Below are 14,233 nucleotides of genomic sequence, written 5' to 3' on the forward strand. Positions count from 1 at the left end.
ACAATAGGGTGGCCCCGCGGGGCCGATACGATAAGGAGGAACCATGCGCAGGATCGTCTTGCAGCCTGGGAGCCAGTTTAAAAGCCGATACCTCAACCGCACCGGTGCGTTCAACGCCGATGCGCTCATTGCGGCCACCTCGATCGTCGAGGATGTGCGCGAGCGCGGCGATGCTGCCCTGCGCGAATACACCGAGAAGTTCGACGGCGTGAGGATCGAGGATTTCCGCATCTCGAAGCAGGCGATCGACGAAGCCATCGTCGACGTCGATCCGAAGACCGCCGAGGCCCTGCGCCAAGCAGCGGCCCAGATCCGCGATTTCCACGAGCGCCAGCGCCAGCAGAGCTGGTTCACGGTGCGCGCGGACGGCGCGCTCGTCGGCAGCAAGATCGAGCCGCTCGAGTCGGTCGGCATCTACGTGCCGGGCGGCCGTGCGCTCTACCCCTCCTCGGTGCTCATGAACGCGCTTCCCGCCGCCGTGGCGGGCGTCGAGCGCATCGTATGCGTGACGCCGCCAACCAAGAGCGGCAAGCTCGATCCGGCCATCCTCGAAGCGTGCCGCATCGCGGGCGTCACCGAGATCTACGCGGTCGGGGGAGTTCAGGCCGTGGCTGCTCTTGCCTACGGCACCGAGTCCATCGAGCCGGTGTGCAAGATCACCGGGCCCGGCAACGCGTACGTGGCCGCCGCCAAGAAGATCGTCTCGGGCGACGTGGGCATCGATATGATCGCAGGCCCCTCCGAGGTCTGCGTTGTCGCCGACGAGACGGCAGAGCCCGCGCTCGTCGCCATCGATCTCATGGCCCAGGCCGAACACGATCCGCTCGCGAGTTGCTATCTCGTGACCTTCTCCGAAGCGTACGCCGATGCGGTCGAGGCGGCGGTCGAGAAGCACCTGGCGTCGTCGACCCGCGCCGAGATCACCACGGCATCGCTTGCCGACCAGGGCCTCATCGTCGTGTGCCCCGACATCCCGAGCGCGATGGAAGCGGTCAACGTGATCGCGCCCGAGCACCTCGAGATCCACATGGACCATGCGTTCGACCTGCTCGGCATGATCCGCAATGCGGGAGCCATCTTCCTGGGCGCTTGGACGCCCGAAGCCGTGGGCGATTACGTCGCGGGGCCGAACCACACGCTGCCGACGGGCGGAACCGCCCGCTACGCCTCGCCGCTCTCGGTCGACGAGTTCGTCAAGAAGTCGAGCGTCATCCAGTACTCTTCCGCTGCGCTCGCCAACGACGCATCGGCGGTGATGACCATCGCCGAGCACGAGGGGCTGTGGGCGCATGCGAAGAGCGTCGAACTCAGGTGCAACCTCATGAGGACCGGAAACCTGTACGGAATCGAAGATGCCGATGAATAACGTCAGACCGTCGTGCGAGCGCATCGCGCCGCTCGTGCCCTACGATCCGAAGTACCTTCCCGCCGAAGCGTACCTCTCGGCCAACGAGAACCCGCAGGACGTGCCCGAGGAGGTGCGCCGCGAGATCAACCGGCGGCTCAAGGCCATGAGCTTCAACCGCTATCCCGATCCGCTGGCCAACGGTTTGCGCGACAGGATCGCCGAGGCGAACGGGCTCGAACGCGAATGCGTGCTTTTGGGCAACGGGGGAGACGAGCTCTTGTTCAACATCGCGCTCGCCTGGGGCGGCCCCGGCCGCACGTTTCTGAACCTCCCGCCGACATTCTCGGTGTACGAGCAGAACGCGCGTTTGACGGGCACCGAAATCGTGAACATCCCGCGCCGTGACGACCATTCGATCGACGAGGAGGCGGTACTCGCGCGTGTGGCCGAAGGCGGCATCGACTACCTTATCGTTGCGAGTCCGAACAATCCCACCGGCAAGCTTGCCAGCGAAGAGTTCCTGCTTGCGCTCCTCGACGCCACCGACGCGCTCGTGATGGTGGACGAGGCGTACTTCGAGTTCTCCCGCATGACCATGCGGCCCTACCTTGCCCGCCACAAGAACCTCGTCATCCTGCGCACGTTCTCCAAGGCCTTCAGCCTCGCGGGCGTGCGGCTCGGCTACATCCTCGGCGATCCGGCCATCGTCACCGAGTTCATCAAGGTGCGCCAACCCTACTCGGTCGATGCCGTTTCCCAGATCATCGCCGAAACCGTGTACGAGAACCGCGCGAGCTTCGAGCGCGGGATCGTCTCGATCATCGAGGAGCGCGCCCGCCTCATCGAGCAGCTGCGCAAGCTCCCCGAGGTCAAGGCGTATCCGTCGGACGCGAACTACATCCTGTTCAGGGCGGAAGGCGCCGGCGAGGTATGGCGGGCGCTCTACGATCGCGGCATACTCGTACGCGACTTCTCGGCTGCGGAGCACCTGACCGACTGCCTTCGCGTCACGGTGGGATCGCCCGAAGAAAACGAGCGGTTCTTAACCGCATTGAAAGAGGTTCTGATAGAAAGGCGGAAGGCATGACCGATCGCATCGCCTCCCTTACGCGCACCACCAAGGAAACCGATATCGCGCTTACGCTGAACCTCGACGGGACGGGTGTGACCGACATCGAGACGGGTGTGCCGTTCTTCGATCACATGCTCGATGCCTTCGGTCGCCACGGTCTGTTCGACTTGACCGTGCGGGCTCGAGGAGATATCGAGGTCGACGCGCACCACACCGTGGAGGACGTGGGAATCGTGCTCGGCCAGGCGTTCGCGCAGACGCTCGGCGACAAGCGGGGTATCGTGCGGTTCGGCTCGAGCTACGTACCCATGGACGAGGCGCTCGTGTTGGCCGCCTGCGACATATCGGGGCGCGGTCAGCTCCACTACGCGGTTGACCTGCCGATAGAGATCATCGGCACGTTCGACACGACGCTCGCCAAGGAGTTCATGATCGCGCTCGCCACGAACGCGGGCGTGACGCTGCACATCCGCAGCGTCTCGGGCGAGAACGCGCACCACATCGTCGAGGCCGCCTTCAAGGCGAGCGGCCGGACTCTCTGCGATGCGACGCGCATCAACCCGCGCATCGCGGGCGTACTCCCCTCGACGAAGGGCTCGCTGTGATGGCGGGTCGGCCACGCGTCGTTGTTGTCGACTACTGCAAAGGCAACCTCATGAGCGTCGAGCGCGGCCTGCGGGGCGCGGGCGCCGAAGCGTTCGTCTCCGCCGATCCCGTCGAGATCGCGCGCGCCGATGCCATCGTGCTGCCCGGCGTGGGCGCCTTCGCCGACGCCGCATCGACCATGCACCGTATGGGGCAGACGGCGGCCCTGCGCGAGCGCATCGCAGCGGGCGTGCCGTTTCTGGGGATATGCTTGGGGCTCCACCTCATGTTCGAGGAGGGAACCGAAGGCACCGATTTCGAGGACGACGAGGCCGACAACGCGCACGGGCTTTCCGTGCTGCCGGGCGTGGCGAGCGCCCTTCCGCGCACCGACGAGCAGGGGATAAGCTACAAGGTGCCCCACGTCGGCTGGAATTCGATCGAGTACGACGACGCCGAACCGAAAGCGCTGCTTGCGGGCATACCCTCGGGCGAGTACTTCTACTTCACCCACAGCTTCATCGCGCCGGACACCCCCTGCACGGTGGCGACCACCACGCATTCGGTGTCGTTCCCGAGCGTGGTCGCCTACCGCGAAACCGCGTTCGGCGTGCAGTTCCACCCCGAGAAGAGCTCCGATGCGGGGATGGCTCTGCTCCGCAACTTCGTCAGCATCGTTCAGCACTCGAAAGGCGCGTGATCCCATGTATCTGCTTCCCGCGATCGATATACTCGACGGGCGCGCAGTGCGCCTTGCGAAGGGCGACTACGCGAAGGTGACCGTGTACAACGACGATCCTGCCGATCAGGCGCAGCGCTTCGAGGAGGCGGGTGCGACGTGGCTGCACGTGGTCGATCTCGACGGGGCCAAATCGGGCGTTCCCGAAAACATCGCCATCATCGAGCGCATCCTGAGAAAGACGCTGCTCAAGGTGGAGGTAGGCGGCGGCATCCGTTCGCTCGAAACGATCGAGCGGCTCTACGAGGCGGGCGTTTCCCGCGTGGTGCTCGGCACGAGTTTGGTGGCCGATCCCGCATTCGCCGAGGCGGCCATCGCCCGCTATCAGGGCATGCTTGCGGCCGGCATCGACGCCAAGGGCGGCGAGGTGGCCGTTTCGGGATGGCGCGAGGGCGCGGGCGTTCCCGCCGAGGAGCTTGCCGCACAGGTGGCGAGCGTCGGGTTCAAGCACCTCGTGTACACCGACATCGCGCGCGACGGCATGCAGACGGGCATTGACGAGGCCGCCTACGTCCGCATGGCCGAGGTGTTCGGCAGTCCCGTAACCGCTTCGGGCGGCGTGGCCGACCTGTCGGACATCGAGCGGCTCGGCAAGGTCGCCGGCAGCATCGAGGGCGTGATCGCGGGCCGCGCGGTCTACGAGGGCACGCTCGACGTGGCCGAAGCGGTGGCCGCATGCGAGGCGGCCACGAGGGCCTTTGAGGCGATGCGCGCAGGCGAGAACCCGTGCGGGATTGCGCTCGACACGGCCGTAGCCGGTCGGGTGGCAGGCTCGTCTCACGAGCCCGCGACGTGCGTCGGGGGCGCCGACGGATCGACCGAAGATGCGAGGGGAGGTGGCCTCGATGCTCACTAAGCGTGTCATACCCTGCATGGACGTGAAGGACGGCCGCGTGGTCAAGGGCGTCAACTTCGTGAACCTGCGCGATGCGGGCGATCCCATCGAGCTCGCGCAGCGCTACGACGAGCAGAAGGCCGACGAGGTGATCTTCCTCGACATCACGGCGACGAGCGACGATCGCGCTACCACGGTCGATCTGGCCAGCCGTGCAAGCGAGGAGCTGCACCTGCCGTACTGCGTGGGCGGCGGCTTTCGCAGCGTTGCCGATATCCGCACGATGATCGCTGCGGGCGCCGACAAGGTATCCATCAACTCTGCCGCCGTCGCCGATCCTTCGATCATCACCGCTGCAGCTGCGGCGTTCGGCACGCAGGCGATACTGTGCGCCATCGACGCGAAGCAGCGTGCGGGCAACCCCGACAAATGGGAGGTGTACGTGCACGGAGGCCGCAAGGCGACCGGCATCGATGCGGTCGAATGGGCGACGGAGGCCGCACGCAGGGGGGCGGGGGAGATCCTGCTCACCAGCATGGACCGCGACGGCAGCCGCGACGGGTTCGACTGCGCGCTCACCCGCGCGGTGGCGCGCGCCGTGGACATCCCGGTCATCGCCTCGGGCGGCGTCGGCTCGATCGAGCACTTCGCCGAGGGGATCATCGAGGGCGAGGCCGACGCGGTGCTCGCCGCGAGTGTGTTCCACTTCGGCGAATTGACGATTCGCCAGGTGAAGGAGTACATGGCGAGCCAGGGTATTCCGGTTAGGCTGTAGGCCGGGCAAAGCTGCGCAGGCGCGGCTACGGGTTGAAGCTGCTGCAGATGCGTGCGGCAACATCAAGCGAAGGGATCGATATGGATGCGGTGGAACTGAAGTACAACGAGGCGGGCCTCATTCCCTGCATCGTGCAGGATGCGGAAACCAGAGAGGTGCTCATGATGGCATGGATGAACGCCGATTCTCTGTCCCTCACCATGGAGGACCGCACCATGTGGTTCTGGTCACGCTCGCGCCGAGAGCTCTGGCACAAAGGTGCCACGAGCGGAAACACCCAAAAGCTCGTCGAGCTCCGCTACGATTGCGATGCCGATACGCTGCTCGCACTCGTCGACCCCGCTGGCCCCGCATGCCATACCGGCGAGCGCACCTGCTTCTATCGGGCGTTCTAGGCTCGATGGTTCTGACGCGGGCCGCTTTTGCGATTGCGGCGAACGCGAATACGGCGAACGCGAATGCGAGCCAACCCGATTCGCGCACAGGGGCTGCGCGCAGGTTGCGTCCCGTGCCCTTTCGCGCTCATGTGGAAAAACTCCCTTGAAAGCGCAGGCCACATACGCTACCATGAGTCGCAGTTCTTATATCTCTTGAAAGAAAGCCTATTTTCAAAGATCAAAACCCCATTATGAAAAAAGCGCGTTTCGCCGCGCCGTATGTCTTGAGGCCTGAATTAAAGGAGGACCCAGGTGAAGTTTTTTCTGGATACCGCTGATCTGAACGAGATCGAAGAGGCGGCGAGTTGGGGTGCGCTCGCGGGCGTGACCACCAACCCCTCGCTGTACGCGCGTGTCGGTGGCAAGCTATCCGATTTCCATAACCACATCAAGCGCATCTGCGATATCGTGGACGGGCCGGTGTCGGCCGAGAGCGTTGCGATGAGCCGCGACGAGATCGTGCGCGACGGCCGCGAATTGGCCGCCATCGCCCCCAACGTCGTCGTCAAGGTTCCCACCATGGTCGAAGGCCTGGCCGCAACCCATACGCTCGCCGCCGAGGGCATTCCCGTCAATATGACGCTGTGCTTCACCGTTCCGCAGGCGATCCTCGCCGCGCGTGCCGGCGCCCGCTACATCAGCCCCTTCGTCGGCCGCTTCGACGACATTTCCGAAGACGGCCTCGGCCAGCTCGAGAACGTTGTGGCCGCCATCAACAACTACGATTTCACCCCCGACACCGTTAACGGCGAGCAGGTTGAGATCATCGCGGCATCCATCCGCAGCGCGAACCACGTGACCCAGGCGGCGCTCATGGGCGCCGACATCGCCACCGTACCCTTCGGCGTGCTGAAGAAGATGGTTGCCCATCCGCTTACCGATCGAGGCCTCGATGCCTTCATGAAAGACTGGGAGAAAGTTCAAAACGCATGAGTGATACCGAAACAACCGTAGCCGATCAGGCTGCTCCCGCCGAAGAAAAAGCTCCGGCAAAGCGCAAGCCGCGCGCACGCAAGACGGCAGCCGCATCCGAGGCTCCGGCGTCTGCCGAGCAACAAGCCTCCGATACGGCGAAAGCCCCGGCGCCCGCAAAAGCACCCGAAGCCTCCGAAGCAGGAAGCGCCTCCGAGGGCGAAGGGAAGAAACCCGTTCGCAAACCGCGCGCAAAACGCGTAGTCGTAGAGACGGGCACTGCTGCCAAGCCGAAGGACGAAGCGCCTGCCGAGCAGGCCGCCGACGAAGCGAAGCGCCCCGCGCCCAAGAGGAGGGCGGCGAAGCAGGCCGCCGAGAAGCCCGCCTCCGAAAGCCAACCCGAAGAGCAGCTGGCCGAGCGCTCGCAGTCCGAGCGACAGCCCGATCGGCAGGCCGAGCGCCAGTCCTTCGAGAAACAGGATTCGCAGCGCCAGCGGCCCCGCCAGAACAACAAACAGCAGAACAACAACCAGAATCAGAACAAGAGCAAGCAGAACAACAAGCAGCAGAACAACCGCCAGCAGAACGGCGGCAGCAACAGCAACGCCAATCAGCGCAAGCAGCGCCGCCAGCATCAGGGATCGAACCGCGAACCCGCCGTTCCCCAGACGACGCGCGAGGATATCGAGAAGCTCAAGGTTGCCGAGCTGCGCGCCAAAGCCGAGGAGCTCGGCCTCGACGTGGGTGGTCTGCTGAAAGCCGACCTCATCGAGAAGGTGTACGAGGCCTGCGTCAAGGCCGAAGGCTTCATCGAGGTCAAGGGCGTGCTCGACATTCTCGCCGACGGCTACGGATTTTTGCGTACGCAGGGCTACCTGCCGAGCGAGACCGATGCGTACGTGGGCCTTTCGACCATTCGCCGCAACGGGCTGCGCAAGGGCGATTTCGTGGTGGGGCAGACCCGTCCCCCGCGGGAGAACGAGAAGTACGCCGCCGTGCAGAAGATCCTCTCGATCAACGGAAAATCACCCGATGAACTCGGAAAACGTGTTCGCTTCGCCGATCTCACGCCGGTCTATCCCGACGAGCGTCTGTGGATGGAGCACGGCAAGAACACCATCACGGCACGCGTCATCGATCTGGCCGCCCCCATCGGAAAAGGCCAGCGCGGCCTCATCGTCTCGCCCCCGAAGGCGGGCAAGACCACGGTTCTCAAGGATATTGCGGCTTCCATTTCGGCCAACAACCCCGAAGTGCACCTCATGTGCCTGCTCGTCGACGAGCGCCCCGAGGAAGTAACCGATATGGAGCGATCCATCCGAGGCGAGGTCATTTCTTCGACGTTCGATATGCCCTGCGAGAACCACATCGCGGTTTCCGAGCTCGTGATCGAGCGTGCGAAGCGCCTCGTCGAAGACGGTGCCGATGTGGTGATCCTGCTCGATTCGCTCACCCGTCTGGCGCGCGCCTACAACCTCGCGCAGCCTGCGAGCGGGCGCATCCTCTCCGGCGGCGTCGATTCGACCGCCCTCTATCCGCCCAAGCGCTTCCTCGGCGCCGCCCGCAACATCGAAGGCGGCGGCAGCCTCACCATCCTCGCATCGGCTCTGGTCGAAACGGGGTCCAAGATGGACGAGGTCATCTTCGAAGAGTTCAAGGGCACGGGCAACATGGAGCTCAGGCTCGATCGCAGCCTGGCCGACCGCCGCATCTTCCCGGCAATCGACCCGGTCTCTTCGGGTACGCGCAAAGAGGATCTGCTGCTCGAGCCGCAGGAGGCGCCGCTCATTTGGGCCGTACGCCGCATCCTTGCGAACATGAACAGCACCGAGCGGGCCATGGACATGCTGATCAAGTCATTGAAGCAGACCAGCACGAACCAGGAGTTCTTGCTGCGCACGGCCAAAAAGGCCCAGATGAACAAGTCCGACGACAACTTCGAACTGTAAGACGAAGCCGATACCGTAAAGGTTCTGTAACGAAGGGTCGTCGCACCGACTTATATAATGGAAACCGCGCATGCACTGCGCGGTTTCTTCCCTTTGGGAAGACGATCAGGCGGACGATAAGGAGACAGCATGTCCGATCAGAACAACTGGCAGCAGCAGGTGTGGCAGCAGCCTCAGCAGCAGCCCCAAGGCTATCCCCAGCCGCAACCCCCGTATTACGCGCCCGAGCCGCCGAAAAAAGGCAAGGGCTGGATCGTCGGCTTGGTGGCCATCTTGGCGATATTCTCGATAATCATCGTCGGCATGATCTCGTGCACGAGCATGTTCACCTCCTCGGTAGGCTCGTTCTCCTCGCTGTCGGGCGCAACGGTCAGCGATGTCGATTACCTGACCAGCGATGCGGTCGGCATCATCAACATCGATGGGACGATCCAGTACGACGGCACCACGTCGAGCCCCGAGGGCCTCAAGGCCCAGCTCGACAAGGCGGAGAACAACCCGCATGTGAAGGCTATCGTACTGCGCGTGAACTCGGGCGGCGGCACGGCGACGGCAGGCGAGGAGATGACTTCCTACCTCAAAGATTTTTCCAAGCCCGTCGTGGTTTCGAGCGCCTCGATGAACGCGAGCGCCGCCTACGAGATCTCGTCGCAGGCCGATTACATCTTCACGGCTAAGACCACCTCCATCGGCGCCATCGGCACCGCCATGCAGATCACCGACTTGTCGGGTCTCTACGAGAAACTCGGTATCCGCATCGACGACATCACCTCGGCCGACAGCAAGGATTCGAGCTACGGCAACCGTCCTCTCACCGAAGAGGAGCGCGCTTATTACCAGGATATGGTCGACCAGATCAACGAGACGTTCATCGAGACGGTCGCCGAGGGCCGCTCCATGTCGGTCGAGGAGGTCCGCGCTCTTGCGACCGGGCTCACCTTCACCGGCATGACGGCCGTCGAGAACGGGCTCGCCGACGAGATCGGCACGCTTGAAGACGCTGTGGAAAAAGCTGCCGAACTGGCAAACGTCACGGCGTACACCACCGTTACCCTGCAGAACAACTCATCGCTCGACATGATGGATCTGCTCGATATCCTCGGATCCTCCTCTTCGACCGATGACCTTTCCGCTGCGCTGAAGGAGTTGGGACTCGATGGTGCCATCACCCGATAAACCGAGCTGGCCCAAGCGTGCCGTTGTCACGGCGGGCATGCCCTACGGAAACAAGCCGCTCCATTTCGGACACATAGCCGGCGTGTTCGTGCCGGCCGACTGCTACGCCCGTTTCCTGCGCGACCGTATCGGGGCCGAGAACGTGCGGTTCATCTCGGGTACCGATTGCTTCGGTTCGCCCATCAACGAGGGGTACCGCAAGCTCGTCGAGGCGGGCGAATTCGACGGAACGATCGCTCAGTACGTGCAGGGAAACCACGATGCGCAGAAGAAGACGCTCGATGCCTACAACATCAGCCTGTCCATCTACGAGGGCAGCGGCATGGGGCATTCCGGCGAGGTGCATCAGCAGATCAGCGAGGCGTTCATCGAGAAGCTCTACGAGAACGGCTATCTGCATAAGCGCGCGACGCTGCAGTTCTACGATCCGGAGGCGGAGACGTTTCTGAACGGCCGCCAGGTAATGGGCCGCTGCCCCGTGCAGGGCTGCAAGAGCGAGCACGCCTATGCGGACGAATGCGATCTGGGGCATCAGTACGCCCCCGAAGACCTCATTGCTCCCAAATCGTCCATCACCGGCGTTACGCCCGAGATGAGACCCGTGGAGAACTGGTATTTCGACCTGCCCGCCTTTGCCGGGTTCCTCCGCGCCCGTACAGCCGAACTCGAAGCCGATCCCGAGGTACGCCCCGTCGTGTACAACACGGTGAAGGAGTTCTTGGCTCCGCCCGTCGTCTACATCAAGAACGAGGCGTACGACGAGTACCTCGCCATCGCCGACGAGCTGCCGGTGCATTCGTACCGCGAGGCCGAGAAGGGCAAGCAGAGCTTCGAGATCGAGTTCGCCACCATCGACGACCGCGATGCGGCGCGCGAAGCGCTTACGCGTGCGGGGCTGCGCTTCCGCATGGGCAAGACGCTCACGCCGTTCCGCATCACGGGCAACATCGAATGGGGCGTGAAGGCTCCGGTCATCGACGGCCTCGAGGGGCTCACCGTATGGTGCTGGCCCGAGAGCCTGTGGGCGCCCATGTCGTTCACGATGGCCGCGGGCGACAAGATGGGTATGCCGCGCGGCAGCTGGCGCGATTTCTGGTGCTCGGAAGACGCGCATGTGTACCAGTTCATCGGGCAGGACAACCTGTACTTCTACGGCGTGGCCCAGCCGGCGCTGTTCGAGGCCATCCGGCCGGGCGATATCCTCAAGCCCGGCATTGCCGAGCATCCGCTTCGGCAGACGCAGCTCATCGCCAACTACCATATCCTGTTCGGCGATAAGAAGGCATCGTCGTCGGGCGCGGTCAAGCCTCCGACGGCCGACGAGCTTTTGGACTACTACACGCCCGAGCAGCTTCGCGCCCACTTCCTCGCACTCGGTCTCGACCAAAAATCGGTGGGATTCAAGCCCAAACCGTTCGAGCAAGACGAGACGAAACGCGACGATCCGCGTGCGGCCGATCCGGTGCTCAAAGAGGGAGCGCTGCTCACCAACGTGTTCAACCGTTTGGCGCGCAGCTGCTTCTACGAGGCGCAGAAGAACTTCGAGGGCTACATGCCGATCGGTACCGTGTCGCCCGAGGCGGTCGAAAAGGTGCATGCGACGCTTTCCGCGTACGATTTCACCATGCACAAGGCCGAACTCCATACGATCATGTCGATCATGGACGAGTACATCCGCTGGTCGAACAAGTACTGGACCGAGCGGATCCGCGAGGTCGAGAACGCCGCTTCGGCGCTTGAGGAGAACGGCGACGTTCGGGGTGCAGCGGCCGACGAGTTGTTCGCCGAACGCCGCCAGGTGCTCGTGGACTGCTTCTTCCTCCTGCGCATCGCGACGCTGCTCATGCATCCGGTGGTACCCGCTGGAACCGAGAAGATCTGCGATTACCTGAGCTTCGAGTTCGACGAGTTCTTCAGTTGGAACTACGATTTCGAGGACAATGCCGAGCTGTGCGGAGCGGGGGAGATCACCGAAGGGCGCCATCGCATCCGCGAGCTGCCGCCTCGGACCGACTTCTTCGAACGGCACCCGAGCCAGTTCAAGTAGGCGGAAGCCGGAGGCGCGCTCATCCTGAGCGCCCAACGCATAATGCGGATATGCGGAAACAGTGCGAAGGGCGCCCCCGGGCGCCCTTCGCTTGCATGGGGGAAATCCACCGAAAGCAGGCTCGCTTGCGGCAGCTTTTGGGCGATGTCCGCCAAACGTCGCGGGCAACAGCGGGAGGAAACCGCCATGCCGACAGCCCTACGGCGCGAGACCGTCGAGAGACGCCCCGCAGCGCATCGCCGGCTGCGCTCCTTGCGGTGGAAACGGTCCGATCGACACTTTTTTGCCGTAGCGTTACGGCTGATTTTGGCTGGCAGGTGCCGTAATTTCCAGCCGTTTCCAAAATGCCTGATTGCAGCTTCCCGTCGGATTGTCTGGGGCTTGGATTTCAGCTCCGGACTGCCGACCGGCTTGCCTGTGGGCACCGAATGCAACACAAAGGGCAAAAACGTGCGCAGCGGAGTCCGGAAGCCTCCATGCGCAACGCGACCGGCGGAGGTGTGCAGACCCGGGATCCCTCTCGCCCCGAGCCGGAACCGGGTGACGCAGGAGGCGGCGCGACGTTACGGCAGGGGCGCGTCCGAAAGGCGCCTCGTCGTTCTTCGGCGCGTGCCGAACATTTCTTCTTGACAAATCATAGTTAATACCTATGATTAATGATCACCATGAACGGGACGAATCGACATAGCGTGTTGCGGGGAGATTTCGCAACCAGCTTCGGCTGGCTTGGCCTCCCGTCGGGCACCGCCTTCGAAACAGATTTCTGCAGACTCGGCATAGGCGGCAGATGCTTCGACGGTGGGCTCTTTTGCGCTGCCGCGCATCGTGCCCCTCATTCGTTATGCGTCATGCGCATGCTCTAGCCCAGGCTCTCGACTCGTCGTCTGCGCGATGAGAGCCGCCTGGGCTCACCGCACCCGCCGCCCTGCGGGCGGCCTTCGGCTCGCAATCGGGTTTTACGTCGGCTCGACGGCACCCGCTGCGCGCACCGCTCCCGCGGCCCCGCGGCCGCCATCATCCGCATACGCATACAAGGAGAATCGTCATGACGAAATTCGATACGCTCGCCATCCATGCGGGCACCCGCCCCGATCCCGGAACCCACGCTCGGGCGCTTCCCATCTACCAAACGACCGCTTACGCGTTCGACGGCGCGCAGGACGCAGCGGATCTGTTCGCGCTGAAGAAGTTCGGAAACATCTACGGGCGGCTGACCAACCCCACCGTCGAAGCCATCGAGAAGCGTCTGTCGGCGCTCCACAGCGCGAGCTACAGCGTTGCCGTCGCATCGGGCCATGCGGCCGAAGTGCTCGCGCTGCTCAATGTGGCGAGGGCAGGCGATACCATCATCGCATCCGACTCGCTGTACGGCGGCACATGGAACATCTTCCTCCATACGTTCAAAAACCTCGGCATCGAGGTGCGCTTCGTCCACGCCGATGCTCAGAGTTTCGCCGAGGAGACCGATGCGGTCGAATCGGCCGACGGCCGCAAAGCCGTGAAGGCGTGGTATCTCGAGACCATCGGAAATCCCCGTCTCGACGTGCCCGACATTCCGGCCATTGCAAAAGCGGGTCGCAACCTCGGGATCCCCCTGCTCGTCGACAATACGTTCGCAACGCCGTACGTGTGCCGACCTGCCGAGCTCGGGGCGTCTGTCATTCTCGAATCCTTGACGAAGTGGATCGGCGGCCACGGCACTTCGCTCGGCGGCGCGGTCATCGATGCGGGGACGTTCGACTGGGCGAGCGATCGCTTCCCAACGCTTTCCGAGCCCGATGCGAGCTATCACGATCTGGTTTTCAGCGAAGCGTTCGGCGCTGTTCCCGATTTGGGCAACGTGGCGTTCGGTTTGCGCGTACGCGCCCAGATGCTGCGGGATTTCGGCCCGACGCTTGCTCCTCTTTCGGCGCACGAGATAGGCCTCGGCATCGAAACGCTTTCGCTGCGCGTGCAACGCCACTGCGACAACGCGCTCGACGTCGCGCGCCACCTCGAGGCCCACCCGAAGGTCGCATGGGTGTCGTATCCCGGACTCGAGAGCCACCCGTCGCATGAGGTTGCGAAACGGGTGCTCGAGAACGGCTTCGGAGGCGTGGTCGTGTTCGGCGTGGTCGGCGGGCGGGAGGCTGGCATCGGCTTCATCGAAGGCCTCGAACTGTTCTCCAATCTTGCGAATGTGGGCGATGCGAAGTCTCTCGTCATCCATCCCGCTTCGACAACGCATTCGCAGCTTTCCGACGAGGAGCTAAAGCGGGCTGGCGTGGGAAGCGATCTGGTGAGGCTTTCGGTGGGGATCGAAGACATCGACGATATCATCGAAGACATCGATCGGGCGCTTGCGAAGGCATAGGGTCC

Annotated in this window: 12 protein-coding genes; all 12 read left to right on the forward strand. The window is 63.7% G+C overall.

All coding sequences use genetic code 11. From position 1 onward, the window contains the following. The first annotated feature begins 43 nt into the window (after positions 1–43). The 12 genes from hisD to MWL89_RS05890 all read left to right on the forward strand — a co-directional run bounded on the left by hisD (position 44) and on the right by MWL89_RS05890 (position 14,228). Positions 44–1,366, forward strand: a complete 1,323-nt coding sequence (gene hisD, locus MWL89_RS05835) for a histidinol dehydrogenase (protein ID WP_244412089.1) — start codon at positions 44–46, stop codon at positions 1,364–1,366. Next, positions 1,359–2,435, forward strand: a complete 1,077-nt coding sequence (hisC, locus tag MWL89_RS05840) for a histidinol-phosphate transaminase (protein WP_244452964.1) — start codon at positions 1,359–1,361, stop codon at positions 2,433–2,435. Before hisD ends, hisC begins: the two co-directional genes overlap by 8 nt. Continuing rightward, complete coding sequence (hisB, locus tag MWL89_RS05845; RefSeq protein ID WP_244412092.1) at positions 2,432–3,025, forward strand: imidazoleglycerol-phosphate dehydratase HisB; 594 nt, start codon at positions 2,432–2,434, stop codon at positions 3,023–3,025. Before hisC ends, hisB begins: the two co-directional genes overlap by 4 nt. Further along, entirely contained in the window at positions 3,025–3,705 is a 681-nt protein-coding gene (gene hisH, locus MWL89_RS05850) for an imidazole glycerol phosphate synthase subunit HisH (protein WP_244412094.1), read from the forward strand. Before hisB ends, hisH begins: the two co-directional genes overlap by 1 nt. A 4-nt stretch (positions 3,706–3,709) precedes the next feature. Next, the gene (gene hisA / locus MWL89_RS05855) at positions 3,710–4,600 is read left to right on the forward strand and encodes a 1-(5-phosphoribosyl)-5-[(5-phosphoribosylamino)methylideneamino]imidazole-4-carboxamide isomerase (protein WP_244412095.1); all 891 of its coding nucleotides are present in this window, start codon (positions 3,710–3,712) and stop codon (positions 4,598–4,600) included. After that, positions 4,590–5,354 carry an imidazole glycerol phosphate synthase subunit HisF gene (hisF, locus tag MWL89_RS05860; RefSeq protein WP_244412097.1) on the forward strand — a complete coding sequence of 255 codons (765 nt, stop codon included), beginning with the start codon at positions 4,590–4,592 and terminating at the stop codon, positions 5,352–5,354. The genes hisA and hisF overlap by 11 nt, the downstream gene beginning before the upstream one ends. 80 nt (positions 5,355–5,434) lie before the next feature. Next, positions 5,435–5,749 carry a phosphoribosyl-AMP cyclohydrolase gene (gene hisI, locus MWL89_RS05865; RefSeq protein WP_244412098.1) on the forward strand — a complete coding sequence of 105 codons (315 nt, stop codon included), beginning with the start codon at positions 5,435–5,437 and terminating at the stop codon, positions 5,747–5,749. Positions 5,750–6,043: 294 nt separating this feature from the next. Then, on the forward strand, positions 6,044–6,724 hold the full coding sequence (fsa, locus tag MWL89_RS05870; protein ID WP_244412100.1) for a fructose-6-phosphate aldolase: 681 nt from the start codon (positions 6,044–6,046) through the stop codon (positions 6,722–6,724). Then, entirely contained in the window at positions 6,721–8,652 is a 1,932-nt protein-coding gene (rho, locus tag MWL89_RS05875) for a transcription termination factor Rho (RefSeq protein WP_244412101.1), read from the forward strand. Before fsa ends, rho begins: the two co-directional genes overlap by 4 nt. 129 nt (positions 8,653–8,781) lie before the next feature. After that, a complete protein-coding gene (sppA, locus tag MWL89_RS05880) occupies positions 8,782–9,828 on the forward strand; it encodes a signal peptide peptidase SppA (protein ID WP_244412102.1) in 1,047 nt (348 codons plus the stop codon). Further along, a complete protein-coding gene (locus MWL89_RS05885; RefSeq protein ID WP_244412104.1) occupies positions 9,809–11,875 on the forward strand; it encodes a methionine--tRNA ligase in 2,067 nt (688 codons plus the stop codon). The genes sppA and MWL89_RS05885 overlap by 20 nt, the downstream gene beginning before the upstream one ends. Positions 11,876–12,920: 1,045 nt before the next feature. Further along, on the forward strand, positions 12,921–14,228 hold the full coding sequence (locus MWL89_RS05890) for an O-acetylhomoserine aminocarboxypropyltransferase/cysteine synthase family protein (RefSeq protein WP_244412106.1): 1,308 nt from the start codon (positions 12,921–12,923) through the stop codon (positions 14,226–14,228). Positions 14,229–14,233: the final 5 nt, after the last annotated feature.

The organism is Raoultibacter timonensis (genome assembly GCF_022845715.1).
Taxonomy (GTDB): domain Bacteria; phylum Actinomycetota; class Coriobacteriia; order Coriobacteriales; family Eggerthellaceae; genus Raoultibacter; species Raoultibacter timonensis.